Origin of the sequence: Variovorax sp. 160MFSha2.1 (assembly GCF_048305075.1) — a bacterium.
GTDB classification, from domain to species: domain Bacteria; phylum Pseudomonadota; class Gammaproteobacteria; order Burkholderiales; family Burkholderiaceae_C; genus Variovorax; species Variovorax guangxiensis.
This window is the reverse complement of record NZ_CP157624.1, coordinates 3,054,976-3,080,437: the sequence shown is the minus strand read 5'-3', so window position 1 is coordinate 3,080,437 and position 25,462 is coordinate 3,054,976. Positions and strand designations below refer to the sequence as shown.

General features: G+C 67.6%; 24 protein-coding genes and 2 tRNA genes. 13 read left to right on the top strand and 13 right to left on the bottom strand.

The features are described 5' to 3' along the window. Positions 1-19 precede the first annotated feature (19 nt). From ABL838_RS13885 to ABL838_RS13870, 4 genes are all read left to right on the top strand, one after another. Positions 20-95 (top strand) — tRNA-Asn (locus ABL838_RS13885). Between the two features lie 165 nt (positions 96-260). Further along, positions 261-336 (top strand) — tRNA-Asn (locus ABL838_RS13880). 132 nt (positions 337-468) lie between these two features. Then, positions 469-1,329 (top strand): AraC family transcriptional regulator, encoded by an 861-nt coding sequence (locus ABL838_RS13875; RefSeq protein WP_418120244.1) that lies wholly within the window; start codon positions 469-471, stop codon positions 1,327-1,329. 339 nt (positions 1,330-1,668) lie between these two features. Next, positions 1,669-2,070 (top strand): GreA/GreB family elongation factor, encoded by a 402-nt coding sequence (locus tag ABL838_RS13870; protein ID WP_418125648.1) that lies wholly within the window; start codon positions 1,669-1,671, stop codon positions 2,068-2,070. 15 nt (positions 2,071-2,085) lie between these two features. Here ABL838_RS13870 and ABL838_RS13865 read toward each other — a convergent pair whose 3' ends face one another. Continuing rightward, entirely contained in the window at positions 2,086-2,304 is a 219-nt protein-coding gene (locus tag ABL838_RS13865) for a hypothetical protein (protein ID WP_126019206.1), read from the bottom strand. A gap of 470 nt (positions 2,305-2,774) precedes the next feature. Here ABL838_RS13865 and ABL838_RS13860 point away from each other — a divergent pair, with 470 nt between their 5' ends. Further along, positions 2,775-3,668, top strand: coding sequence for a CsgG/HfaB family protein (locus ABL838_RS13860; protein ID WP_126019203.1), 894 nt, complete (start codon positions 2,775-2,777; stop codon positions 3,666-3,668). A gap of 34 nt (positions 3,669-3,702) precedes the next feature. On the opposite strand, the gene ABL838_RS13855 is transcribed toward ABL838_RS13860, so the two are convergent. Further along, positions 3,703-4,107, bottom strand: a complete 405-nt coding sequence (locus ABL838_RS13855) for a GFA family protein (protein ID WP_418120242.1) — start codon at positions 4,105-4,107, stop codon at positions 3,703-3,705. A 105-nt stretch (positions 4,108-4,212) separates the two neighbouring features. On the opposite strand from ABL838_RS13855, the gene ABL838_RS13850 reads away from it, so the two are divergent. The 4 genes from ABL838_RS13850 to ABL838_RS13835 all read left to right on the top strand — a co-directional run bounded on the left by ABL838_RS13850 (position 4,213) and on the right by ABL838_RS13835 (position 8,187). Continuing rightward, entirely contained in the window at positions 4,213-5,214 is a 1,002-nt protein-coding gene (locus tag ABL838_RS13850) for a helix-turn-helix transcriptional regulator (RefSeq protein WP_418125647.1), read from the top strand. 125 nt (positions 5,215-5,339) lie between these two features. Further along, positions 5,340-6,026 carry a response regulator gene (locus ABL838_RS13845; protein ID WP_126019195.1) on the top strand — a complete coding sequence of 229 codons (687 nt, stop codon included), beginning with the start codon at positions 5,340-5,342 and terminating at the stop codon, positions 6,024-6,026. A gap of 1 nt (position 6,027) precedes the next feature. Continuing rightward, positions 6,028-7,899 (top strand): sensor histidine kinase, encoded by a 1,872-nt coding sequence (locus tag ABL838_RS13840; protein ID WP_418125646.1) that lies wholly within the window; start codon positions 6,028-6,030, stop codon positions 7,897-7,899. 132 nt (positions 7,900-8,031) lie between these two features. After that, a complete protein-coding gene (locus ABL838_RS13835) occupies positions 8,032-8,187 on the top strand; it encodes a hypothetical protein (RefSeq protein ID WP_418125645.1) in 156 nt (51 codons plus the stop codon). 44 nt (positions 8,188-8,231) lie between these two features. Here the strand turns inward: ABL838_RS13835 and ABL838_RS13830 are convergent, their stop codons facing one another. From ABL838_RS13830 to ABL838_RS13815, 4 genes are all read right to left on the bottom strand, one after another. Further along, positions 8,232-9,716 carry a DegQ family serine endoprotease gene (locus ABL838_RS13830; protein ID WP_418120238.1) on the bottom strand — a complete coding sequence of 495 codons (1,485 nt, stop codon included), beginning with the start codon at positions 9,714-9,716 and terminating at the stop codon, positions 8,232-8,234. Positions 9,717-9,808: 92 nt separating this feature from the next. Continuing rightward, the gene (locus ABL838_RS13825; RefSeq protein WP_418125644.1) at positions 9,809-11,146 is read right to left on the bottom strand and encodes an ATP-binding protein; all 1,338 of its coding nucleotides are present in this window, start codon (positions 11,144-11,146) and stop codon (positions 9,809-9,811) included. A 109-nt stretch (positions 11,147-11,255) separates the two neighbouring features. Further along, a complete protein-coding gene (locus tag ABL838_RS13820; protein ID WP_184638356.1) occupies positions 11,256-11,915 on the bottom strand; it encodes a response regulator in 660 nt (219 codons plus the stop codon). Positions 11,916-11,978: 63 nt separating this feature from the next. Continuing rightward, complete coding sequence (locus ABL838_RS13815; protein ID WP_418120235.1) at positions 11,979-12,749, bottom strand: IclR family transcriptional regulator domain-containing protein; 771 nt, start codon at positions 12,747-12,749, stop codon at positions 11,979-11,981. A gap of 153 nt (positions 12,750-12,902) precedes the next feature. Between ABL838_RS13815 and pobA the strand changes: the two genes are divergently transcribed. Then, on the top strand, positions 12,903-14,084 hold the full coding sequence (gene pobA, locus ABL838_RS13810; protein WP_126019182.1) for a 4-hydroxybenzoate 3-monooxygenase: 1,182 nt from the start codon (positions 12,903-12,905) through the stop codon (positions 14,082-14,084). Here the strand turns inward: pobA and ABL838_RS13805 are convergent. Genes ABL838_RS13805 through ABL838_RS13790 form a run of 4 tightly spaced genes read right to left on the bottom strand, consistent with a single transcriptional unit; the run spans position 14,081 to position 18,131 of the window. Continuing rightward, the gene (locus tag ABL838_RS13805) at positions 14,081-14,497 is read right to left on the bottom strand and encodes an SRPBCC family protein (protein WP_418125643.1); all 417 of its coding nucleotides are present in this window, start codon (positions 14,495-14,497) and stop codon (positions 14,081-14,083) included. The genes pobA and ABL838_RS13805 overlap by 4 nt on opposite strands. 16 nt (positions 14,498-14,513) lie before the next feature. Continuing rightward, positions 14,514-14,873, bottom strand: coding sequence for a VOC family protein (locus ABL838_RS13800; RefSeq protein ID WP_093054451.1), 360 nt, complete (start codon positions 14,871-14,873; stop codon positions 14,514-14,516). Beyond that, complete coding sequence (locus ABL838_RS13795) at positions 14,852-15,766, bottom strand: helix-turn-helix domain-containing protein (RefSeq protein WP_418120232.1); 915 nt, start codon at positions 15,764-15,766, stop codon at positions 14,852-14,854. The genes ABL838_RS13800 and ABL838_RS13795 overlap by 22 nt, the downstream gene beginning before the upstream one ends. A 34-nt stretch (positions 15,767-15,800) precedes the next feature. Then, positions 15,801-18,131, bottom strand: coding sequence for a xanthine dehydrogenase family protein molybdopterin-binding subunit (locus ABL838_RS13790; RefSeq protein WP_418125642.1), 2,331 nt, complete (start codon positions 18,129-18,131; stop codon positions 15,801-15,803). Positions 18,132-18,336: 205 nt separating this feature from the next. Between ABL838_RS13790 and aat the strand changes: the two genes are divergently transcribed. Genes aat through ABL838_RS13775 form a run of 3 tightly spaced genes read left to right on the top strand, consistent with a single transcriptional unit; the run spans position 18,337 to position 20,699 of the window. Next, positions 18,337-19,092: a leucyl/phenylalanyl-tRNA--protein transferase gene (gene aat, locus ABL838_RS13785; RefSeq protein WP_418125641.1), complete on the top strand. Its 756-nt coding sequence runs from the start codon at positions 18,337-18,339 to the stop codon at positions 19,090-19,092. Continuing rightward, on the top strand, positions 19,089-19,838 hold the full coding sequence (locus ABL838_RS13780; protein WP_126019171.1) for an arginyltransferase: 750 nt from the start codon (positions 19,089-19,091) through the stop codon (positions 19,836-19,838). Before aat ends, ABL838_RS13780 begins: the two co-directional genes overlap by 4 nt. Before the next feature lie 30 nt (positions 19,839-19,868). Further along, the gene (locus tag ABL838_RS13775; protein ID WP_126019169.1) at positions 19,869-20,699 is read left to right on the top strand and encodes an IclR family transcriptional regulator; all 831 of its coding nucleotides are present in this window, start codon (positions 19,869-19,871) and stop codon (positions 20,697-20,699) included. A gap of 95 nt (positions 20,700-20,794) precedes the next feature. On the opposite strand, the gene ABL838_RS13770 is transcribed toward ABL838_RS13775, so the two are convergent. The 3 genes from ABL838_RS13770 to leuA all read right to left on the bottom strand — a co-directional run bounded on the left by ABL838_RS13770 (position 20,795) and on the right by leuA (position 25,427). Beyond that, complete coding sequence (locus ABL838_RS13770; RefSeq protein ID WP_126019166.1) at positions 20,795-22,009, bottom strand: serine hydrolase; 1,215 nt, start codon at positions 22,007-22,009, stop codon at positions 20,795-20,797. Positions 22,010-22,125: 116 nt separating this feature from the next. Further along, positions 22,126-23,664 (bottom strand): 2-isopropylmalate synthase, encoded by a 1,539-nt coding sequence (locus tag ABL838_RS13765; RefSeq protein WP_184638370.1) that lies wholly within the window; start codon positions 23,662-23,664, stop codon positions 22,126-22,128. A 59-nt stretch (positions 23,665-23,723) separates the two neighbouring features. Beyond that, on the bottom strand, positions 23,724-25,427 hold the full coding sequence (gene leuA, locus ABL838_RS13760) for a 2-isopropylmalate synthase (protein WP_418125640.1): 1,704 nt from the start codon (positions 25,425-25,427) through the stop codon (positions 23,724-23,726). Positions 25,428-25,462 lie beyond the last annotated feature (35 nt).

Below are 25,462 nucleotides of genomic sequence, written 5' to 3'. Positions count from 1 at the left end.
GCTATAATCTAAGGCTTGTTCCTCGATAGCTCAGTCGGTAGAGCGCCGGACTGTTAATCCGTAGGTCCCTGGTTCGAGCCCAGGTCGAGGAGCCACCACAAAGCCGCAAGGCCTCTGGATGCCCCGCTACCCACAAGGTAGCGGGGCATTTCATTAGAAGTGGTGCGCGGTGTTTCTTGCAGGCAATCGTCGCATCGATGCAAAAAATGCAGTCGAAGCGCCGAGATCGGCAAATCCATTGCATATAATTTAAGGCTTGTTCCTCGATAGCTCAGTCGGTAGAGCGCCGGACTGTTAATCCGTAGGTCCCTGGTTCGAGCCCAGGTCGAGGAGCCACCATCAAGCCGCAAGGCCTCTGAAGAGCCCGCTGTCTTTACGGACAGCGGGCTTTTTCTTTGGTTGCTCCGCTGGCCCATGTGAGCAAAGTCGGCTAAGTGCCCCTCGCATGAAAGGCGCACACTCGCGCGCATGGAAAGCAGCCGCCGCATCGAGCAGGACTACCGCGCCCGCGTCGCGCGCGCCGTCGCGGCCATCGTTGCCGATCCGATGGCCGAGCACCGGCTCGAAGACCTCGCGCGGCTCGCGCACTTCTCGCCCTTCCACTTCCACCGCGTCTATGCGAGCGTGGCCGGAGAAACCGTAGCGGCCACAGTGCGGCGCGTACGACTGGCGCTCGCCACCCGGCTGCTGGAAGCCGGCGACCAGAGCATCACGCAGGTCGCGCTGGCCGTGGGCTACGAAAGCCCGCAGGCCTTCACGCGCGCCTTCGGCCAGTTCACCGGACAGTCGCCGCGCGCATTCCAGCAGAAGATGGTGCGGGCGATTCTCGATGTCGATGCGTTGCCGCAACCCGATGACGGCGTCGCCGCGCCAGCCGTGCGCATAGTCGAACACCCGACACGACGGCTGCATGCGCTGCGGCACCAGGGGCCGTTCTCGACCATCCCTCACACTCATCGGCGGTTACGCCAGCACGCCGGCACGGCCCGCATCACGGACCGCTGGGGAGCGTCTTTCGACGAGCCGGAGGGCAGCATCGGCTTCAGGTACTACGCCGCCGTCGACTCTCCCGATGCGTGGCCGGAAGTCCCCGAAGTCGAGATGCTCGACATTCCCGGCGGCTGCTACGCGGCGCATCGCCTCGCGGGCCCGTACTCGCAGATCAACGCTGCCGTGCGCGCCCTCTACATCCGCTGGCTGCCCGCCAGCGGCTACGAGCCCGACGACCGGCCCACGCTGGAGCACTACCTGAACTCGCCGCGGCAGGTCTCGCAGGCCGAGCTTCGCACCGACTTGCTGATTCCGATCCGCCGCACAGGCACGCCGTGAAAACGGCTAGCGCGGCTGGAACGCGATGAGCCCATGCCCGCCGTGCTTAACGGCAGTACACGCGGGGCCATTGCTTGATGGGCTCGTGGTGCATCCCTACACTCGTGCGGATGGCCCGTTCGTTCCACTCCCGCAAGCACGCTGCGCTCGAAGCAGCGCGTACCGGTGCCGTGGCGACGATGGCGGCCTACCGACGCACCTGCGCACTTTCCTGAGCCCGGCGGTCCGCTACCCTTCCTTCTGATGCGCGAACCATTGACCGCCGGGCACCCGCCGCGCGGCCGCGTCGCCGTTCATTTCCTTCGTTCCTGACGGCGCCGCACTCAACTGGAGTGCTTCATGCTTGCCACCATTCACGGGGAGCGCACGCTCACCGAACTCGACTTCGTCCGCCTCGGCAAACTGGCGGATCACCAGCTCCCACCGGCACTCGCCGAACTGCTCGACGCGGCGGACGTGCTGCCATCGCGCGAAGTCCCGCCGGACCTCGTGACGATGAATTCCCAGGTCGAGATCGAGGACCCGGCCACGGGCCAGCGCCAGCAGATCACGCTGTGCTATCCCGGCGACTCGCAGCCGGGCGCTGGCTTCGTATCGGTGCTGTCGCCCGTCGGCATCGGCCTGCTGGGGGTGAAGACCGGGGCGCTCGCCTGCTGGCGCATGCCCAACGGCATCGAGCGCTCTGCGCGTGTGACCGCAGTGCTCTTCCAGCCCGAGGCCAACGGCGACTACACGCGCTGAGGCAGGTCGTTTCTTTCAGTGCTTGATCACCGCGCTGGTCCGGTCCTTGGCGCTGTCGATGGTCGCGCTCACCGAGTTCGTGTTGACTGCCAGGGCCACCAGGATGGAGCCGACGAAAGCCGGGTCGGCCGCTGCGCTGAAGTTCGAAGCTCCCGCAATGGCCAGGGCCTGTTGCACCTGCTGGCGGGTCAGTTCCGCGGCTGCTTCTCCAACGATGTTCTTCTTGGTCGCCATCTGAAACTCCTGGAAGTGAAGGCCCGAATGTAACTTTCGGGACAGCGCATCCCGCGGCTTTTCCCTCCTGAGCCATTGGTACGGAAGCTCTCGTTGTTTCACGGTGTTCCTGAAAGTTTCCAGAGTAATAGAATCGCCGCGCCCCACCCGCCCGTCCCCCAAGCGCAGTGCGCCTGCCCGACGTCGCGGCCGGGCGATCGAGGAAGGGGGCTGCCGCGGCCCGCACCTCCCACACTTCGGACTCCGGCCGATACGCCGCCGCCCGCGCGGTGGAAAAAACACGGCCGGGCCGCGCGTGAATGCACATGACTTTCGGCACTGGCGTGCCTGAATCTCGGGTCGTATCGTCGCGCGGTCGCCGGCGGCGCGTCGAATCGGGAGGTCATACAGGCCAGGGCAGATCCATCTTCGATCTTGACAAGTGACGTCCGCAACGGGCGCCGCATTCTTTTCACTTGACAGATCGGGACATGGCTTTTTCTAAACTTTCTCTCGCAAGCGCACTCGCCGGCCTGCTGGCCCTTTCGGGCTGCCAGACCATGGACATGCAAATGGGCAGCCAGTCGGCCAAGACCGTGGCCACCGGCAGCGCCGCCGGCGCCGCGACCTCCGGCGAAAGCAGCCAGCTCGAGCGCTGCGATTCGCCGCTGGGCACGGTCTCGCTGATCGAGAACGTGAACGCGGGCTGGTACACCATCCTCACCGGCGAGTACAAGCTGCCTCCCACGGCCAACCTGCTGCGCCTGCTGGTGCAGCAGTCGAACTGCTTCGTGGTGGTCGAGCGCAGCGCCGCCGGCATGAACGCGATGACGCGCGAGCGCGCGCTGATGCAGTCGGGTGAAATGCGCGGCGGCAGCAACTTCGGCCGCGGCCAGATGGTCGCTTCCGACTACGGCCTGTCGCCCGAGATCGTGTTCAGCAACAGCGATGCCGGCGGCCTGGGCGGCGCGCTCGGCGGCCTGGTGGGCGGCGGCCGCGGCCGCGCCATCGCCAGCCTCGGCGCGAGCCTGCAGACCAAGGAAGCCAGCGCCCTCCTGACGCTGATCGACAACCGTTCGGGCGTGCAGGTCGCGGCCGCCGAAGGCAGCGCCTCCAAGACCGACTTCGCGGGCTTCGCCGGCCTGGGCGGCCTCTCCGCCGCCGGCGGCATCGGCGGCTACACCCGCACGCCGCAGGGCAAGGTGATCGCGGCGGCCTTCATGGACGCCTTCAACCAGATGGTCCGCTCGCTGCGCAACTACAAGGCGCAGACGGTGCGCGGCCAGGGCCTGGGCGGCGGCGGTCGTCTGGGCGTGGACGGCGGTGCCGCTCCCTCGCAGACCTCGGCACCGGGCGCCGCGCCGGCAACCCGCCGCCGCAAGTAAGAAGGCAGCAACCCGCCGGCCGGGCCCGCCTCGCTCAGAGGTAGCGCGTCTCGGCCGGCGCCTCGAACCAGTTGTTGTTGCGCCCGTCCATGTACCGGACGGGCGCCGTCGACAGTTCCTCCAGCGTCACGTCGTCCAGGCAGTTCACCGCGACGCTCACATAGGCGCCACCGATTTCGGGCACGTTGCCGCGCCCGAACGAACGCACGCCGCAGTTCCTGCAGAACAGCCACTCGGTGCTGTGCGAGTTGAACTGGTACAGCGACAGGTCCTCCTCCCCCGAAAGCAGCGTGAAGGCATCCGGCTTCACGATCGCGCCCCATGCGCGGGTCTTGGTGCAGATCGAGCAATTGCACTTGCCCGTGCCTTCGGCGAGATCGATCAGGGCCTGGAAGCGGACCTTGCCGCAATGGCAGCTGCCGTTGTACGTCTTCTTCATGGGTCTTCGTCCTGTGTTCCGCGGTGCGGAGGTGGTTGAGAGAAGAACCGAGGCTACGACCCATTGCGGACAGATTCTGTCCTCGATCAAAGGCATGATGCGCGCATGCTTTCCGCCACCGCACGCCTGATCCGGCTTCTCTCCCTGTTCCAGGCGCAACGCTCCTGGACGGGCGCCGACCTCGCCGCCCGGCTCGAGATCACCGAGCGCACCCTGCGCCGCGACGTCGACCGCCTGCGCAGCCTGGGGTACACGGTCGATTCCACCTCGGGCGTGGCCGGCGGCTACCGGCTCGGCGCTGGCACCGCGATGCCGCCGCTGCTGCTCGAGGACGAGGAAGCCATCGCCGTCGCGCTCGGCCTGGGCAATCCGGTGGGCGCCTCGGGCGACATCGAGAACGCCTCGATGCGCGCGCTGGCCAAGCTCGAACAGCTGATGCCGCCGCGCCTGCGCCGCCGGCTCGACAGCGTCCGCTCTTCGGTGGTGCCGGTGATGCACGACAAATCGCCCGTGCGCCTGAAGGCCGTGTCCTTCCTCGCCGAAGCCTGCACCGACCGGCTCGAGCTGCGCTTCGGCTACCGCGACCACCACGACGCCCTCACCGAGCGCACGGCGCAGCCGCATCGCGTGGTGCAGACGGGCCGGCGCTGGTACCTGCTGGCGTGGGACGTGGCGCGCGAGGACTGGCGCACCTTCCGCCTCGACCGCATCGTCGAGCCCGAGCCCACCGGCGAGCGCTTCACGCCGCGCCGGCTGCCCCATGGCGACGTGGCCGCCTACATGGAGCACGCACTGAAGGTGTCGCCCTACCTGCACCATGCGCAGATCGTGGTGCATGCACCCGTCGAGGCGCTGGAGCCCTATCTCGGCTGGGTCGGCGGCACGCCGCAGGCTGTCGGCGACGGTTCCACCCGCATCGCCACCGCGGCCAATTCGCTCGATGCGCTGGCCGTGTGGCTGGGCTGCCTGCCGCATGATTTCGAGGTCGAGTCGCCTCTGGAGCTGGTCGGGCACATCGCGCTCGTGGCAGGGCGGCTGGCCAGGGCGGCAACCGGCAAGACATCCCATAGGCCACCGAAAGCGGTAGGCCGCCTCCCCCGTATATAGGATGGGCAGCGAGCGGGCAGCCCCCTACCCTTTGCGGCATCAGCAACCCAGGTCTTTTCCCCCATGCGCCTTGTCACCACGCCATGCATGAGCGCATGCAGCTTCTTTCCGGGCCCGGTCCACGCATGACCGCGGAAACACAGGTCGCCCTCGTCGAAGACGACACCGGCATGCGCGAGCGCATCTCGCGCGTGGTCGACGCAGACCCGTCCCTGAGCCTGGCCTACAGCGCCTCCAACGCCAGCGACATCCTGCGCTGGCTGGTCGACAACCCGATCGACGTGCTGCTGGTGGACCTCGGCCTGCCCGACCGCCCCGGGCTGCAGGTGATCAGCCAGTGCCGCAACATGCAGCCGGCCTGCGCGGTGATGGTGCTTTCGATCTTCGGCGACGAAGCCAACATGGTCCAGGCCTTCGAGGCCGGCGCCAGCGGCTACCTGCTGAAGGACGGCACCGAGGCCGACCTCGCTACCCACATCCGCCACCTGCGCGCCGGCGGCTCGCCGATGTCGCCGGTCATCGCGCGCAAGCTGCTGCGCCGCTGGCAGGCGCACTCGGGCGGCGCGCCCAGGGAACAGGCCGCGGCCAAGGCGGCTGGCACGCCGACGGTCGTGCCCGAGCGCCTGTCGCCGCGCGAGTTCGAGGTGCTCGACCTGGTCTCTCGTGGTTTCACCTATGTCGAAGTCGGTGTGCAGATGGGAGTCTCGGCCTCGACTGTCCAAACCCATATCCGCAATATCTACGGCAAGCTGGATGTGCACAACAAATCGGAAGCTGTGTTCGAGGCCCGCAACCTCGGCTGGCTTCCCTAGCGTGACCGCCGGCGGCCTCTGCCGCCTGCTGCTCGCCGCCTTGTGCCTGTGGCTCGCCCTGGCGTCGGCGGCCTCCCGTGCCGACGCAGCGGAATCGCCCGACGCTTTCGACGTTCCCTCGGCCGAGGCGGTGCTCGAACCCGACGGCCTGCCGGCGCAGCAGCGACGCGTGGAGATTCCCTTCCGCTGGGACCATGAATTCCCCGGGCGCGGCGGCAAGGCCACCTACCGCATCGAACTTCCCGCTTCCGCGGTGCCGGCCGGCAAGCCCGCCGCGCTGCTGCTCTCGGGCGCGGGCAACCAGGTGGCGATCTCGTTCAACGACGCGCTGGTGGCGAGCTATGGCACGCTGGGCTTGCCGAGCTACGACGCGTCCAAGAGCAACCTGCTGGTGCCGGTGCCGGCCGTGCTGCACCAGGCAGGCCAGCCACAGTCGCTGGTGGTGCGCACCACCATCCAGCGCCAGCGCGGCGCGGGGCTGGCCAGCATCGATTACGGCCCCGAGGCGTCGCTGGCAACGGTCTACCGCGCCCGGCAGAACTGGCGCAACACCTCGGCCATCGTCTATGCCGTCAGCCTGCTGCTGATGGGCGGCATCGCCGGCGGGCTGTGGCTGCGCCAGCGCGACGCGCTCTACGGCTGCTTCGCGCTGGCCGCGCTCTCGGGCGTGGCGCGCAACCTCGACCGCGTGTGGCCCGACGTGGCCATTCCCTGGCCGCTGTGGGGCGCCATCGTGGCGGTCTGCTACGCCTGCCACATCGGGCTGATCGCGCGCTTCGTGCTGCTGGTGCTGGAGCGCAATCCGCCGTGGCTGGTGCGCTCGATCTACACGGCGCTCGCGCTGTCGGTCACGCTGGCCTGCGCCTCCTTCGCCTTCGCGCAGCCGCTGCTGTGGACCGGCGGCCTCGTCATCCTGCAATGCATCAGCATCATCTGCCTGCCCTACGTGGTGTACGGGGCGCTGGTGGACCGTCGCCGTATCGCGGGCGTGCTGATGGCCGCGGGCACGCTGGCCATCCTGGCCGGCGCGCACGACCTGCTGCTGGTGCGCATGGGCCTCTTCGGCGGCGCCTACTACACGCTGACGGCGCACGCGATGTTCTTCTTCGTGATGATCCTGGCCGGCCTGGTGGTCGAGCGCTACAGCCGCACCGTAGCCGACTACCGCGCGCTCAACGCCAACCTCGCGGCCCGCGTGGCCGAGCGCGAAGACCAGTTGCGCGGCGCCTTCGAGACCGTACGCCAGCAGCAGCAGGAACAGGCCGTGCTGCTGGAGCGCCAGCGCATCATGCGGGAGATCCACGACGGCGTCGGCTCGCAGCTGGTCGGCCTCCTCAACGTGGTGACGCAGGCCAAACCGGACCGCACGGTGATCGAGGAACACGTGAAGCTCGCGCTCGACGAGATGCGCATGGCCGTCGATTCGCTGCAGCCCACGCACGACGACCTGGCCACCGTGCTGGCCACGCTGCGCTACCGCCTGCAGCCGCGGCTGGACGCCGCCGGCATCGAGCTGGTGTGGGACGTGGAAGTGATCCCGCAGCTGGAGCCTTTCGCCGCACAGGCGGCCCTGCAGCTGCAACGCATCCTGCTCGAAGCCTTCACCAACGTGCTCAAGCACGCGGGCGCCACGCGCATCGTGATGCACGCGAGCTGGCACGGGGAAGAGACACCTTCGCTGGTGCGCATCATGCTCACCGACAACGGGCGCGGCCTGCCTTCGGCGCCGGCCAATGGCGGGAGAACCGGCCACGGCATCGCCAACATGCGGGCGCGCGCCCAGTCCATCGGCGCGAGGCTGCAGATCGAGACGGCGGACCCGGCCGCCGGCGGCACGCGCATGCAGCTCGACTGGCCCTGCTCGCCTGCCTGAGGCGCCGCGCAGCCGTTCAGCGCAGGGCAAAGGCCAGCGTCACCGCACCCAGCGCCAGCAGCCCGAGGCCGGCGATGAAGACCATCTCGCCCCAGGCCTCCAGCCGCGCCCGACCTGCGCGAACGCATCGAGATGAAAGACAGCAACGCGCTGGCCAGGAAGACCAGCGCGTCCACTGCGAGCAGGCGGTCGATCAGAAGCCGCATGTCGTCGCGCGGCCCCAGGTGCCCGATGGACATCACCGTCATGCACACGCCGATCATGGTCGCCGACGTGGGCAGGATGTGAGCCGAGAGGCTCTGGGCGGGCGACGTCATGCCTGCGGGGCGAACTCAACCGATACGCACCGGCACGAAGATCTTGTCTTCACCGCGCTGGATCAAGAGCGCCACCGACTTGTTGCTGGCCTTGGCCACCACCTCGCGCACCTGCTCCACGCTCTGCGCGGGCGTACCGTTGATGGCCAGCAGCACGTCGCCCGCCTGCACCCCGGCCTGCGCCGAGGGGCCGGCCGCGTCCTCGATCAGCAGGCCGTTGTCGACGGAAGCCTCGCGCTTTTCCTGCGGCTGCAACGGGCGCAGCGCCAGGCCCAGCTTGCCCTGTCCCACGTCGGCATCGGCCTTGGCGACCTTCGCGGGCTTGTCGCTCGCATCGCCGAGCTTGGCCTGCAGCTCCTGGCGTTCGCCCTGGCGCCACACTTCGAGCGTGACCTTCTTGCCGGGGGCCTGCTGGCCGATCACCGCGGGCAGGTCGCCCGAGGACACGATGGGCTGGCCGTCGACCTTGCGGATCACATCGCCCGCCTTCAGGCCGGCCTTGTCGCCGGGGCCGCCCTTCTCGATGTTCGAGACCAGCGCGCCTTCGGGCTTGTCGAGCTTGAACGAATCGGCGAAGGCCTGGTTCACCTCCTGCACCGCAATGCCAAGGCGCGCGTGCTGCGCCTTGCCGGTGGCGACGATCTGGTCCTTCACCTGGATCGCCACGTCGATTGGGATCGCGAACGACACGCCCTGGTAGCCACCGCTGCGGCTGTAGATCTGCGAGTTGATGCCGACCACCTCGCCGCGCGTGTTGAGCAGCGGGCCGCCGGAATTGCCGGGGTTCACCGCCACGTCGGTCTGGATGAAGGGCACGTAGCTGTCGTCGGGCAGCGAGCGGCCCTTGGCGCTCACCACGCCGGCCGTGACGGTGTTCTCGAAGCCGAAGGGCGAGCCGATGGCCAGCACCCATTCGCCGACCTTCAGGTCCTTGGTGTTGCCCAGCGCGAGCACGGGCAGGTTCTTCGCGTCGATCTTGAGCACCGCGATGTCGGTCTTGGCGTCGGCGCCCAGCACCTTCGCGCGGTATTCGCGGCGGTCGGTGAGCTTGACGGTGACTTCCTTCGCATCCTTCACCACGTGGGCGTTGGTGATGATGATGCCGCTGGGGTCGACGATGAAGCCCGAACCCTGCGCGCGCACCGGCACTTCGCGCTGCTGTTGCTGGCCGCGCGGATTCATCTGGCCCTGGAAGCGGCGGAAGAACTGGAACATCGGATCGTCCGGATCGATGCCCTGGATCTCGGCGGCTGCCTCGTCGTCGGAGGCCTTCATGGTGCCGGTCACGCTGATGTTGACCACGGCCGGGCCGTCGCGCGAAGTGATCGTCGAGAAGTCGGGCAGCGTGACCATGGCCGCGGGCGCGGTGGCGACGGCATTGGTGGTCGGCGCGCCCACGGCGCGGGCGCTGGTGTAGGCGCCGGCGCCGACCGCACCGATCACACCCGCACTTGCCAGGGCGATGGCCAGGGCACGGGGCGAAGTCAGACGTGAGTTCATTTTTCGGTTCCTTTCAAGGCGTATGGACGCAAAACGATGAAAGGAATGTCGCGGGTCTGACTTAAGCGCCGCTTAAACGGCGCGGCCGGGGCTCAGGCGCGCGCGGAAAAGCGCACCAGCACGCGCAGCCCGCCGAGGCTGGGCGACTGCTCCAGCGCCACCGTGGCCCCGTGCAGGTCGGCGATCGACTTGACGATGGCCAGCCCAAGGCCGCTGCCGGGCGCCTGGGATTCGCCCGAGCGGTAGAACCGGTCGAGCACCCGCTCGCGCTCCTCCGGCGGCAGGCCTGGCCCGCTGTCGTCCACGGTGAGTTCGGCCGTATCGCCCTTGCGCGCGATGCCGATGTCGACGCGGCCTTCCACCGGCGTGTACTTGATCGCGTTCTCCAGCAGGTTGCGCAGCAGCATCCGCAGCGCCTCGGACTGTCCATGCACCACCGCTTCGTCGGCATGGGCGATGCCGATGTCGATGCCGCGCGCCTGTGCGGCCGCCACGGCGTCGGACACCGCGAGCCGGGCCACCTCGGCCAGGTCCACCGGCTCGGGCTTCGCGCCGGCCGCCATGCTGGCTTCATGCCGGGCCAGCGCAAGCATCTGCTCGACCAGGCGCGTCGCCCGGTCGATGCCCGCCACCAGCCTGCTCACCGCCAGCTCGCGCGAGGCATCGTCAGGCGCGCGCTGCAGGCCCTGCACCTGCAGCTTGAGCGCGGCCAGCGGCGAGCGCAGCTCGTGCGCGGCATCGGCGACGAAGTGCTTCTGCGCGTCGAAGGCATGGCGTACGCGGTCGAAGAGCAGGTTCAGTTCCTGCACCAACGGGCGAACCTCCTCGGGCAGGTTCTCCTCGCTCACCGGGGAGAGATCGTCGGCCTGGCGCGAGGCCACCTGCTTGCGCACCCGCGCCACCGGCGCGAGCGACTGGCTCACCACCCACCACACGACCAGCATCAGCAGCGGCGCCATCAGCGCCACCGGCGCGATGGTGCGCAGGGCCAGCGTGCCCGCCATGTGGCGGCGCGCCGCCATGTCCTGCGCCACCTGGATCACCAGGCTGCGCGTCTGCATCGAGAACACGCGGTAGGTGGTGCCGCGCGCGTTCACGTCGGCGAAGCCCAGCACCGCGAGCTGCGGCAGCGCGGCCTGCTCGGCGGATTCGAAGATGCGCGTGCCATCGGCCGTCCACACCTGCACGACGAAATCGAAGTTCTGCTCGGCGGCGCCCAGCCCGCCCACCGCAGCGCTCGGCGGCAGGCCGGCGCGCAGCGACAGCGCCATCTGCTGCATGTGATAGTCGAAGATGTCGTCGGCCTCGGCCAGCACCGTGCGGTAGGCCACCAGTGCCTGCGCCCCCGCCGCCAGCACGATGGCTGCGAGCAGGAACCACAGCAGCCGCGCGCGCAGCGAGCCTGTCAGCGAACCAATGACTCTGCTCATACACGCCCCCTTCGCGGGACGACACGGAACCGGCTTTGCCGGGCCGTAGGCGTCGCCCCCGGAAGGGGGTTGGCGAAGCGACACGAAGTGCGCGAGGCCTGGGGGCGAGTCATAGTTTCGGCACCATGTAGCCGACGCCGCGCACATTGCGGATGAGTTCGGCGCCGAGCTTCTTGCGCAGGCCGTGTACGTAGACCTCCACCGCGTTGCTGCTGATCTCGTCCTTCCAGCTGTAGAGCTTCTCCTCGAGCTGGGCGCGCGACAGCACCATGCCGGGCCGGGCCAGCAGCGGCTCCAGCACGGCCCATTCACGCGCCGACAGCACCACCGGCTGGCCGGCCACCGTGACCTCGCGCGTGGCCGGGTTGATGCTCACACCCATGTGCTCGTAAACAGGCTCGGCGCGTCCCGCCGCACGGCGCAGCAAGGCGCGGATGCGCGCCAGCAGCTCGTCGAGGTCGTAGGGCTTGAGCACGTAGTCGTCGGCGCCGGCATCGAGGCCTTCGATGCGCTGCTGCACCGAGTCGCGCGCCGTGGCGATCAGCACCGGCATGCGCTGCTTGCGGGCTCGCAGGTTGCGCAGCACCTCGAGCCCGTCGCGCCGGGGCACGCCGAGATCGAGCATCACCAGGTCGTATTGCTGGGTGCGCAGCGCCGTTTCGGCGGCCTCGCCGTCTTTCACCCAGTCCACGGCGTATTGTTCGGCGCGAAGCAGGTCGAGCACCGCTTCGCCGATCATCACGTCGTCTTCGAGAAGGAGCAGTCGCATGGTTGTGTCCGTTTCGGGGATTCGAGGCGCAGGCCGCGGCCAAAGTTCAGATTGGCTCCGAGCTCACAACAGAGACCGCACTTCGCGCGCGGCCTCGAAGAGCAGCGGCAGCATCTCGCGCTGCAGCGCTTCTTCCTGGTAGCGCGTGCCCGAGAGCACCACGTTCAGCGCCGCCACGGTGCGGCCCTGCATGTCACGCAGCGGCACGGCCAGCGCCTGCACGCCCAGCTCGTGCTCTTCGCTCGCGAAGCAGTAGTCGTCTTTACGCGTGCGGGCGATCAGTTGACGCAGGCCGCGCGCCTGCGTCACCGTGCGCGGCGTGAGCCGTGCGAGATGCCGGCCCTTGAGCCACTGCGTGAACTGCGCCGGTGCCATCGCCGCGAGCAGCACGCGCCCGGTGGAAGTGGCATGCGCGGGCAGCCGCGCCCCCAGGTGCAGGCCATAGGCCAGCACGCGCGTCGGCGTGCCGTAGCTGCCGCTGCGCGCAACGATGACCACCTCTTCCCCGTCGAGCACCACGGCCGAGAACGATTCGCCGGTCTGCGCCGCGAGCCGGTTCAGCGTGGGCTGCAGCGCCCGCGGCAATCGGGAAGACGCGAGATAGCTGCCCGAGAAGCGCAGCACCTTCGGCGCCATCCAGAAATAGCTGCCGTCGGTTTCCAGGTAGCCCAGGTGGGCCAGCGTCAGCAAATGGCGGCGGGCTGCTGCGCGCGTGAGGCCGGCGCGTTCGGCGGCCAGGGTGGCGTTCAGGCGCTGGCGCTCGGTGTCGAAGCTTTCGAGCACGGCCATGCCCTTGGCGATGCCCTCGATGAAGTCGGCCTTGGCGATGCTCATTCTTCGGTCGATGGAGGATGGGGTTCGTCGTCTGTGGAAGTGTTGCGCGATGATCGCGCACGCATTCGCATGATCGCACACAGCCGCACGCACGGCCTCCCTGGAAGGCCCCGTGCACCCTACGCTTCGTGAAACCCTCTCGGAGACACGAACATGCGCACCCAGGTCGCCATCATCGGAGCCGGACCCGCCGGCCTTCTGCTCGGACAGCTTCTGCACAAGGCAGGCATCGACAACGTCATTGTCGAACGCCAGAGTGGCGACTACGTGCTCGGCCGCATCCGCGCCGGCGTGCTCGAGCAGGTCACGATGGACCTGCTGGCGCGTGCGGGCGTCGACGCCCGCGCCAAGGCCGAGGGACTGCCGCACGAGGGCATCGAGCTGCTCTTCAAGGGCGCGCGCCACCGCATCGACATGCACGGCCTCACGGGCGGCAAGCAGGTGACGGTGTACGGCCAGACCGAAGTGACGCGCGACCTGATGGAAGCGCGCGCGGCCGAAGGGCTCGCCACCATCTACAGCGCGGCCAACGTGAGCCTGCACGACTTCCAGTCGGGCAAGCCCCGCGTGCGCTACGAAAAGGATGGCCAGACGCACGAGATCGAATGCGACTTCATCGCCGGCTGCGACGGCTACCACGGCGTGAGCCGCGCCAGCGTGCCGGCCGATGCGATCCAGACCTACGAGAAGATCTACCCCTTCGGCTGGCTCGGCGTGCTAGCCGACGTGCCGCCCGTGTCGCACGAACTCATCTACGCCAACACCGAGCGCGGCTTCGCGCTGTGCAGCATGCGCAGCGCCACGCGCAGCCGCTACTACGTGCAGGTGCCGACCGAGGAGCGAGTGGAGAACTGGAGCGACGAGGCTTTCTGGAACGAGCTTCGCGCACGCCTCGACCCAGAAGCGCGCGAGCGACTGGTGACCGGGCCTTCGCTGGAGAAGAGCATTGCACCGCTGCGCAGCTTCGTCGCCGAGCCGATGCGCTTCGGCTCGCTGTTCCTGGCGGGCGACGCGGCGCACATCGTGCCGCCGACGGGCGCCAAGGGGCTGAACCTCGCCACGGCCGACGTCGGGTATCTCTCGCGCGCATTCGAAATCTTCTACGGCGAGAAGTCGGCCTCGGCGCTCGACCGCTATTCCGACCTGTGCCTGCGCCGCGTATGGAAGGCCGAGCGCTTCTCGTGGTGGTTCACCTCGCTGATGCACCGTTTTCCGGAGACGGGCGCCTTCGGCCAGAAGATCCAGGAAGCCGAGCTCGACTACCTGGTGCATTCAGCCGCCGCCTCCACCGCGCTGGCGGAGAACTACGTCGGGCTGCCGCTCGAAGACTTCTAGGCCGCAGACGGAACCGGGCGACCTTCCAGCGCGGCCTTCATGGCAGCGCCGCCCTGCTCCATCATCGGCCCGATGTAGGCCGCCATCGCATCGGGCAGCACGTCGGTGATCCAGACGAAGCGCGAGCGGCCTTCGCCTTCCTCGAAAACCTGCGCCGTCGCATGGTGATGCCTCGCCTGCCCGGCGGTGACGGTGTAGGCCAGCCGACGATGGGCCTCGTCGATGCCCACCAGCAGTTCGCGCGCGACAAGGCCGTTGGCGAAGGTCAGGATGCGCGCGCCCTCCTCATCGATCGTGCAGGCCGTGAGAAAGCCCGGCGCGAGCCGCGTGTGCACTGCATCGAAGTCGCGCAGCGCGTCCCAGACCTGCGCCGCGCTCGCCTCGACGATGAATTCCTTGTAGACCGTGGCCATGGCGTGGAACCTCTCTTCAGGGGCAGACCGCTTCGACGTTGTTGCCGTCGGGGTCGATCAGGAAGGCAGCGTAATAGGTCGGGCTGTAGTCCGGCCTGGGGCCCGCGCCACCGTTGTCGGTGCCGCCGGCTTTCAGGCCGGCCTTGTGGAAGGCGGCCACGGCCTCGTGGTTCGGCGCGCGGAATGCGATGTGAGTGCCCGGCCCCTTCGCGCCCTTGGCGGCGTAGAGCCACAGCGCGGGTTCGTCGGCCGGGCCGATGCCGGCGTAGCTGTCGTCGTGCGGGCCCGGCACATGGCCCAGCGGCGCGAGCGCTGCTTCATAGAAGCGGCGGCTCGCGGCGAGGTCTTTGACTTTCAGTCCGATGTGGTCGTACATGATGGCTTCCTGCTCGATGTGTTGATCAGGAGTCCATCATCTAAGAGCGCCGCGATGCGTTCTTGGAGAATCTTGCGGTCGCCCCTGGCCGCCTTGCGGAAGCCGCCCGGCGACACGCCCGCTGCGCGATGGAAGGTGCGCACGAAGTTGCTGAGGTCGGCAAAGCCCACGTCCAGCGCGACCTCGGTCACGGGCCGGCTGTCGTCGTCGGCCAGCAGGCGCGCGGCATGCCGCAGGCGGGAGCGCACCAGGTACTGGTGCGGCGTGACGCCCAGCACCTGCGAGAAGAGCCGCAGGAAGTGGAAGGAGCTCAGGCCCGCTTCGGCAGCGGCGCCGTCGAGGCCGATGTCGTGCTGCAGGTTGGCGTCGATCCACATCGCGGCATCGACCGCGCGGCGGCGGTCGCGAGAGATGGCCGGGGACGGCAACTTTGGCTTCGCCCGCCCCGAGACGACCTCGACGAAGCGGCTCGCGAACCACATGCCCAGTTCGTCCAGCCCCACGTCGCTCTGTCCGTCGGCAGCGGCCTGGGCCAGTTCGCCGATGACCACGAGCTCGGCCAGCGGCGGCACACCGCCGGTGCGCCAGGTCTTGCGGTCACCGCCGATCAGGTCGACGAAGCCCGGCGAGAGGTGAAAGGCCAGGCACTCGTCGCCGCAGACATGGTGGTCGTGCGTGCAGACGTACTCGTCGCCCGGACAGCCGACCAGCACCGAGCCAGCGACCAGTTCATAGGCATTGCCGCGCGTGCGATAGCCGAAGCTGCCCCTTCGCACGTACGAGACGGAATGGCCTTCGTGCAGCTCGGTGAAGGGCTGCGCGTCGGGCCCCGCGTCGCAGCGGTAGCTGGCGATGCGGATCGCATCGGTCCGGACCTCGGTGGTGACAAGCATGGCCGGTGCCTTTCTGTCCCACGAAAACGATTGCTCAATCGACCGTTTGCATCGCCTGCCAGACACGCGCAGGGCTCAGCGGCATGTGCAGCCGCGGCGCGCGCGTAGCGAAGCCGTTGCGCGCGAAGGCGTCGGCCACCGCATTCACGATGGCCGGCGTGGCGCCGATGGTGCCCAGCTCGCCCACGCCCTTCACGCCCAGCGGGTTGTTCTTGCAGGGCGTCGACTCGTCCATCTCCATGTTGAACATGGTGTCGACGATGTCGGCGCGCGGGGCGGCGTAGTCCATCAGGCTGCCGGTGACGGGCTGGCCGGTCTCGTGGTCGTACACCACCTGCTCGTACAGCGCCTGGCCGATGCCCTGCACCGCACCGCCTTCGAGCTGGCCGCGCACGATCATCGGATTGATGACGCGGCCCACGTCGTTGACCGAGCTGTAGGCCACCACGCTGATCTCGCCGGTGGGCGGATCGATCTCGATCTCGCAGATGTGGCAGCCGTTGGGCCAGGTGGGGCCGGCAACGGTGCTGGTGGAGTCGACGAAGATCTCGCGCCCCGGTTGCTTGGCCGCCAGGGTGAAGAGGTCGAGTTCCAGGTCGGTGCCGGCCACGTTGAAGACGCCTCGGCTGTAGACGATGTCGTCGAGCGCCGCCTCGAACTCCTGCGCGGCCAGTTCGCGAGCCTTGTCGATGGTGCGCTCGGCGCCGATGCGCACGGCCGAGCCGCCGGTGAAGAGAGAGCGCGAGCCGGCGCTGCCGAAGCCGTCGCCGCGGTCGGTGTCGCCCAGCACCACGCGCACCTTCTCGATGGGCACGCCGAAGGCATCCACGGCGAGCTGGGCCAGCGAGGTGGCAATGCCCTGCCCCATGGCGTTGACGGCCGAGAAAACCTCGATCACGCCGTCGGCCTGCACCGAGACGGTGACGCGTTCCTCGAACACGTTGCCGCCGGTCCATTCGAGGAAAGTGGCGATGCCCAGGCCGCGGTGCTTGCCACGGCCGGCCGACTCGGCGGCGCGGCTCTCGAAACCCTGCCAGTCGGCGAGCGTGAGCGCCTGGTCCATCACCGACTCGAAGTTGCCCGTGTCGTAGGTCTGCGCCATCGGGTTCTTGTACGGCATCTGCTCGGGGCGGATGAAGTTGCGCCGGCGCAGCACGATGCGGTCGATGCCGGTCTGGCGCGCGGCTTCGTCCATGAGCCGTTCGATGGTGAAGATGGCTTCGGGGCGGCCCGCGCCGCGGTAGGCGCCCGTGGGAGCGGTGTTGGTGAGCACCGCCTTGAAATGGAAGTCGATGGTCTGGATGTCGTAGACGCTGGTCTGCACCCAGGGGCCGATCAGCAGCTGGATCGCGACGCCGGTGCCGGTCGCATAGGCGCCGACGTTGGCCAGCGTCTTGATGCGCAGCGCGAGGATCTTGCCGTCGGCGTCGAGTGCCATCTCGGCGCGCGCCTCGATGTCGCGGCCGTGCGCGCTGGAGAGGAACTCCTCGCTGCGATCGGCCACCCACTTCACCGGCCGGTCCACCTGGAGCGCCGCATAGGCGACGGCGATGTCCTCCGGGTAGGCGCCGGTCTTCATGCCGAAGCCGCCGCCGACATCTCCCACCACCACGCGCACCTTTTCCTTGGGCAGGCCGATGGCGGCGCAGATGGAATCGCGCACGCCGGAGGGCATCTGGGTGCTCATGCGGATCGTGAGGCGGCCGGTTTCGGCGTCGCGCGCCGCGAGCACCGAGCGCGGCTCGATCGTCAGGGCGACCACGCGCTGGTTGTTCACGTCGAGCGCGACCACGTGGCTGGCCTTGGCGAAGGCGGCCGTGGCGGCTTCGCTGCTGCCGTGGCGCATTTCGGCGGAGATGTTGCCGGTGGCCTCCTCGCACAGCAGCGGCGCGCCTTCCGCGGTGGCGCTGGCGAGGTCGACCACCATGGGCAGGTCTTCGTAGTCGACCATGATGGCTTCGGCGGCGTCGCGCGCCTGCTGCACGGTGTCGGCCACCACGGCAGCCACCACTTCGCCGACGAAACGGGTGCGCTCGTGGGCGATGGCTCGGCGCGGGGGGCTGGCGCTGTCGCTGCCGTCGGCGCGCTTGAAGCCGGCGGCGCCAGGAAGAGGCTTGACGCCGGCCTCCACCATCTCGGCGCCGGTGATCACTCGCAGCACACCGGGCATGGCGGCGGCGGCGCTGGTGTCGATGGACAGGATGCGCGCGTGCGGGTAAGAGGATCTAAGGAAGACGAGGTGCGCCTGCTCGGGGAGCGTGACGTCGTCGGTGTAGCGGCCGGCGCCCGACAGAAGGCTTTCATCTTCCAGGCGGCGCACTGCCTGGCCGCTGCCGAAGCGGGTGGGATTGGGTTCAGTGGTCAACGTTGTCCTCTTGTACTTATCCCCGGCGTGCGCTCGGGCCTGCCTGATCTGTTCGTGGGTGCTGCGGATGCAAGCTGTGCACTATAGGGTTTCCGGCGGGTCTTGTGGTGCCGTGGCGTGTGGGCCGAACGCTGGTGGCGATATCGGCGACCAGCGATTTTCGCCCACTGGATTGGTGTTTGCGAAGCCGTGTATACCTATGCCCATGCGACAACTTCCCTGGCTGGAACCTGGAGATGCCCTGCCCGACCCCGCCTCGGCCTGGGGTGTGGCCGACCCGGTGCCCGGCCTGCTGGCCGCCGGAGGTGCTCTCGACGTCGATACTCTGATGCAGGCCTACGGCAACTGTGTCTTTCCCTGGTTCAGCGAGGACCAGCCGATCCTGTGGTGGAGCCCCGACCCACGCATGGTGCTGCAGGTGGACGAGTTCAGGCTGCACCGCTCTCTGCGCAAGACCCTGGCGCGCTTCGTGGAAGCGCCCGGCTGCGAGGTGCGCATCGACCACGGTTTCGAGGCCGTCATCAGGGCCTGCTCGGCCTCGCCGCGGGTGGGCCAGTCGGGCACCTGGATCGTGCCGGACATGGTGGCCGCCTATACGGATTTGCACCGCGCGGGCCACGCCCATAGCGTCGAGACCTGGATCGATGGCGAACTGGCGGGCGGCCTCTACTGCGTTTCGCTGGGCCGCGCGGTGTTCGGCGAGTCGATGTTCACCCGCCGGCCGGACGCGTCGAAGATCGCGCTGGCCGCGCTGGTGTCGCTATGCCGCCACTTCGGCGTGCGGATGATCGACTGCCAGCAGAACACCGCCCACCTCGCGAGCCTCGGCGCACGCGAAATGGCCCGCAAGCGCTTCGTCGCGCACGTGGCGGGGGCACGGCAGCAAGAGGGCCCACGGTGGCGATTCGAGCCCGTATACTGGTCCGAACTCCTTTCAGCGCGACCTCCTTCCCTGACGTGACGCACCTCAAGGACCTCCCGCTTCACACGCTGCAGTTCTACGCGACTGCGCCCTACCCGTGCAGCTACCTGCCGGACCGGCAAGCCCGCTCGCAAGTGGCCACGCCCAGCCACCTGATCCACAACGACGCCTATTCAGACCTGGTGCTCAGCGGCTTCCGGCGCAGCGGCATGTTCACCTACCGGCCGTACTGCGATGGTTGCCGTGCCTGCATTCCGCTGCGCGTGCTGGCCAATGCCTTCCATCCCAACCGCAGCCAGCGCCGGGCGCTGAAGCAGCATGCAAACCTGCAGGCCCGCGTGCTCAAGCTGTGCTTCATGCCGGAGCACTACCAGCTCTACCTGCGCTACCAGAACGGCCGCCACGCGGGCGGCGGCATGGACCACGACAGCATCGACCAGTACACCCAGTTCCTGCTGCAAAGCCGCGTCAACTCGCGGCTGGTGGAATTCCGCGAGACCCAGCCCGACGGCAGCGCGGGAGCGCTCAGGATGGTGTCGATCCTCGATGTGCTCAACGACGGCATCTCGGCCGTCTACACCTTCTACGAGCCCGATTCGAGCGCCGGCTACGGCACCTACAGCGTGCTATGGCAGATCGAGCAGGCCCGCAAGCTCGGGCTGCCGCACGTCTACCTGGGCTACTGGATCGAGCACAGCCCCAAGATGAACTACAAGGCGCGCTTCTCCCCTCATGAAGTGTTGTTGGATGGCCGCTGGCAGCCGCCAAGTGATTTCACAAGGTAAAATGGCGCTCGGTCATCACCGCAGAGCGCCATGAGAAAAAACCAATCCGACATTCCCGCCGTTCCCGTGATCCAGGTGATCGAGCGCATGTTTGCGCTGATCGACGTCCTGGCATCTCGCGAGGACGCCATTTCGCTGAAGGAGATCAGCGAAAAGACGGGGCTCCACCCGTCGACCACGCACCGCATCCTCAACGACCTGGCCGTTGGCCGTTTCGTCGACCGCCCCGAGGCCGGCAGCTACCGGCTCGGCATGCGCCTGCTGGAGCTGGGCAACCTGGTCAAGGGCCGGCTCAACGTGCGCGACGCGGCCCTGGGCCCGATGCGCGAGCTGCACAAGCTGACGCAGCAGCCCGTCAACCTCAGCATGCGCCAGGGCGACGAGATCGTGTACATCGAGCGCTCCTACAGCGAGCGCTCGGGCATGCAGGTGGTGCGTGCCATCGGCGGCCGCGCCGCGCTGCACCTGACTTCGACCGGCAAGCTGTTCCTGGCGGCCGATGACCCGCAACGGGTGCGCAGCTACGCCACCCGCACCGGCCTGGCTGGCCACACGCGCAACAGCATCACCCAACTGCCGGCGCTGGAGCGCGAGTTGTCGAAGGCGCGCCAATACGGCATTGCCCGCGACAACGAAGAACTGGAGTTGGGTGTGCGCTGCATGGCCGCAGGCATCTACGACGACCAGGGCAAGCTGGTGGCGGGGCTGTCGATCTCCGCGCCGGCCGACCGGCTGGACGAGGGCTGGCTACCCAAGCTGCAGGCGACGGCAAACGAAATCTCGGGTGCACTGGGGTTCAAGGAAGGCATGCCGGCAACGCCGTCACCCTCGGGGGGGTCTGCGCCATCGGCCAGCGTCTGACAAGCGGGCCAAACAGCCACCCCCAAGCAAAACAGGCCCCGAGAGGGCCTGTTTTTCGTTGGAGGTGGAGGGCCGGGACTTGCCCGATCGGCTGATCAGCCAGCCACCTGGTAAGCAGCATTGCGCGACGAAGCCGCCGGCGAGCCCACCGAGTGCGTGGCTTCCACCCAGCGGCGGACGCGCTCCGCATCGGCGATACGGCTGAACTTGCCGGCCGAATCCAGGAACACCATGATCAGCTTGCGGCCCGCCACCCGCGCCTGCATCACGAGGCACTGGCCCGCTTCGGAGATGTAGCCGGTCTTCTGCACGCCGATTTCCCAGTCAGGGCTCTTCACGAGGCGGTTGGTGGTGTTGAACTGCAGCACTCGGTTGCCGACTTCGACCTGGTATTCAGGCGAGGTGGACAGCGAACGCACCGTGGCATCGGCATAGGCGGCATTGACCAGCAGCGCCAGGTCTTGCGCGCTCGACTGGTTGCGGCTCGAGAGGCCCGTGGGCTCCACGTAGCGCGTGTCCTTCATGCCGAGCATCTTGGCCTTGGCGTTCATGATGCTCACGAAGGTCGTCAGGCCACCCGGGTAGGTGCGGCCCAGCGCGTGCGCGGCGCGGTTTTCGCTCGACATCAGCGCCAGGTGCAGCAGTTCGCCGCGCGAGAGCGTGGTGCCTACCGTCAGGCGCGAGCTGCTGCGCTTCTCGGTGTCGACGTCGTCCTGGGTGATAGTGATGAGTTCGTCGTTCGGCAGATGGGCCTCGCTGATGAGCAGGCCGGTCATGAGCTTGGTAAGCGAGGCGATCGGCAGCACGGCGTGGTCGTTCTTGCTGAACAGCACTTCGTGGGTGTCCTGGTCGATGACCAGGGCGACGCTCGACTTCAGGTCGAGCGCATCTTCGGTTCCATGCAGCCCGGCCATCTGGCCGAAGGACTGGCGCGCGGGCGCCTCGACAACGCGAACCACCGAGCGGCGCTGCACGGCCACCACGGTCTTGCCGTTCTTCTTGTGGATGGTGGCGACGACGTTGCGGCCGCCGCGAACCACCTTCTCGGCACGTTCGGCCTTTTCGGCACGGCCGCCGCGCTTGGCGACAGTGGCGGTCTTGGAGGAAGCGGCGTTGCGCTTGACTTCGACCGGCACCGGCCCCTTCGCCTTCTTGGAGGCGACGGCGGTCTTGGCGGCGGCGGGCTTTTCCTTCTTCGCGGCCTGGGCGCCAGGCAGCAAAAACGCCGTGGCGCAGAGCGCGACGGCGATGGCTTTGAAAGCGGGCAGGAACCGCTGGCTGGAAACTCGGCGTAGGCGGGCTTCAGGCATTAAAAAATCTCCAGCGGCAAAAACGAGGACCGCAGTGTATCGAAATCAAAAAAGACACGCAATATCAGTTACTTGCATCCTCTTCTTCATTCGAATATCAAGGATCGCCCGAAAACCTAACCTTGTGCCGCAACTCTCTCAGCTTGGCTCTGTAACTTGTTGAGCGCACTCAAATAAGCCTTAGCCGAAGCGACAACGATGTCCGGATCTGCACCCACACCGTTGACCACCCGCCCTGCGTTTTGTAACCGGACTGTAACTTCTCCCTGGCTTTCCGTCGAGCCGCTGATGGCATTTACAGAGTAAAGAACCATTTCGGCACCGCTCTTGACGTGCGACTCGATGGCCTTCAGGGAAGCATCAACCGGGCCATTTCCGTCGGATTCGCCGGTGACTTCCTTGCCCTGGACGGTGAACACGATTTTCGCCTGGGGGCGCTCGCCGGTTTCGCTGTGCTGGGAGAGAGAGACGAAAGCAAACTGCTCACCAACGTTCGACACCTCTTCGGCGCTGACGAGCGCAAGAATGTCCTCGTCGAAAATCTCCGACTTCCGGTCGGCCAGCTCCTTGAAGCGCAGGAAGGCGGCGTTGATCTCGCCCTCGCTGTCCATGGCCACGCCCAGCTCCTGCAGGCGCTGCTTGAAGGCGTTGCGACCGCTGAGCTTGCCCAGGACGATCTTGTTGGCCGTCCAGCCCACGTCCTCGGCGCGCATGATTTCGTAGGTGTCGCGCGCCTTGAGCACACCGTCCTGGTGGATACCCGAAGCGTGCGCGAAGGCATTGGCCCCCACCACCGCCTTGTTGGGCTGCACCACGAAACCGGTGGTCTGGCTGACCATGCGGCTCGCGGCCACGATGTGCTGCGTGTCGATGCGCAGGTCGAGACCGAAGTAGTCCTTGCGGGTCTTCACAGCCATCACGACCTCTTCGAGCGAGCAGTTGCCCGCGCGCTCGCCCAGGCCGTTGATGGTGCACTCCACCTGGCGCGCGCCGCCGATCTTCACGCCGGCCAGCGAGTTCGCCACGGCCATGCCCAGGTCGTTGTGGCAGTGCACCGACCAGATCGCCTTGTCGCTGTTGGGAATGCGCTCGCGCAGCATCTTGATGAAGTTGCCGTAGAGCTCGGGGATGGCGTAGCCGACGGTGTCGGGCACGTTGATGGTGGTGGCGCCCTCGTTGATCACGGTCTCGAGCACGCGGCACAGGAAGTCGGGGTCGCTGCGATAGCCGTCTTCCGGGCTGAACTCCACGTCGCCGATCTGGTTGCGCGCGAAGCGCACGGCCAGCCTGGCCTGCTCATGGACCTCGTCGGGCGACATGCGCAGCTTCTTTTCCATGTGAAGCGGCGAAGTTGCGATGAAGGTGTGGATCCGCCCTCGGGCGGCGCCCTTCAGGGCCTCGGCCGCGCGCCCGATGTCGCGGTCGTTGGCGCGCGAGAGACCGCACACCGTCGAATCCTTGATCGCGTTGGCGATCGCCTTCACCGCCTCGAAGTCGCCGTTCGAACTGGCCGGGAAGCCGGCCTCGATGACGTCGACCTTCAGCCGCTCCAGCAGCTTGGCGATGCGCATCTTCTCGTCGCGCGTCATCGAGGCGCCCGGCGATTGCTCGCCGTCGCGCAGGGTGGTGTCGAAAATGATCAGCTGGTCGGTCATCGTGGTTCTCCTTCGTACGCGCCCTTCCTGCGCGTCCGGACCGGACCAGCGCTTCAGCGTCAGGCGACTTCAACCACCGATTGTGCGCTGTGCGCGTCCCGAGCACGCGCACGTTGCACGCCCGAGACGATCGCCTTCAGCGAGGCCGTGACCACGTTCGCGTCCACGCCGACGCCGAAGAGCGTCTGGTTGCCGTCCACGCGAAGCTCCAGGTAGGCCACCGACTTGGCGTCGGCACCCGCGCCGATGGCGTGCTGGTGGTAGTCCATCACGCGCACGGAATGGCCAGTGGCCTGGCTCAGCGCCTGGGTGAAGGCGTCGATGGGGCCGTTGCCGCGGCCTTCGATGGCGCGGACTTCACCGTCCCAATGCACGTCGGCGTGAATTGCCACGGCGGCGTCGGCGCCCTCGCTCTTCTCCTCGATCAGGCGGTGCCGCAGCGATTGCGCGGTCTCGATGCCATATTCGCGCACGAACAGCTGCCAGAGGTCGGCGGCGGTGAGCTCCTTGCCGGCCACGTCCATCACGCGCTGCACCGACTGCATGAATTCCATCTGCAGGCGGCGCGGCATCTCGATGCCGTATTCGCTCTCGAGCAGGTAGGCCATGCCGCCCTTGCCCGACTGGCTGTTCACGCGGATCACGGCCTCGTAGCTGCGGCCCACGTCCTTCGGGTCGATGGGGAGGTACGGAATCTCCCAGATGTCGCCGTCCTTGCGTGCCGCGAAGGCCTTCTTGATCGCATCCTGGTGCGAGCCCGAGAACGAGGTGTAGACCAGGTCGCCCACGTACGGATGGCGCGGGTGCACCGGGATCTGGTTGCAGTGCTCGACCGTCGCGCGGATCTCGTCGATGTTCGAGAAGTCGAGCTCCGGCGAGACGCCCTGGGTGTAGAGGTTGAGCGCGACGTTGACCAGGTCGAGGTTGCCGGTGCGCTCGCCGTTGCCGAAGAGGCAGCCTTCGATGCGCTCGGCGCCGGCCATCAAGGCCAGTTCGCCGGCCGCCGTGCCGGTGCCGCGGTCATTGTGCGGGTGCACGCACAGCACGATGGAGTCGCGGCGAGCGAGGTTGCGGTGCATCCACTCGATCATGTCGGCGAAGATGTTCGGCGTGGAGTGCTCGACCGTGGTGGGCAGGTTGACGATGCACTTGCGCTCGGGCGTCGGCGCCCAGACTTCGGTGACGGCATCGACCACGCGCTTGGAGAAGTGGACGTCGGTGCCCGAGAACATTTCGGGCGAGTACTGGAAGGTCCACTTCGTGTTCGGCTGCCTGCCGGCGAACTCGTTGAACATGCGGGCATGGCTGCTGGCGAGCTCGACGATCTGGTCTTCGTCCATGCCGAGCACCACGCGGCGCATCACGGGCGCGACGGCGTTGTAGAGGTGCACGATGGCGCGCGGGGCGCCCTGCAGCGCTTCGAAGGTGCGAGCGATGAGGTGGTCGCGCGCCTGCGTCAGCACCTGGATCGTCACGTCGTCGGGAATGCGGTCTTCCTCGATGAGCTTGCGCACGAAATCGAACTCGATCTGCGAAGCAGAGGGAAAGCCGACTTCGATCTCCTTGAAGCCGATGGCCACGAGGGTTTCGAACATGCGCATCTTGCGCGCGATGTCCATGGGCTCGACCAGGGCCTGGTTGCCATCACGCAGATCGGTCGACAGCCAGATCGGCGCCTTGGTCAGCACGGCATCGGGCCAGGTACGGTCCTTGAGGCCGATCGGGGCGAATGCGCGATATTTGCTTTGAGGTTGCTTGAGCATGTCGATTTCTCTTAGATGGTTGGTAATCGACCAGC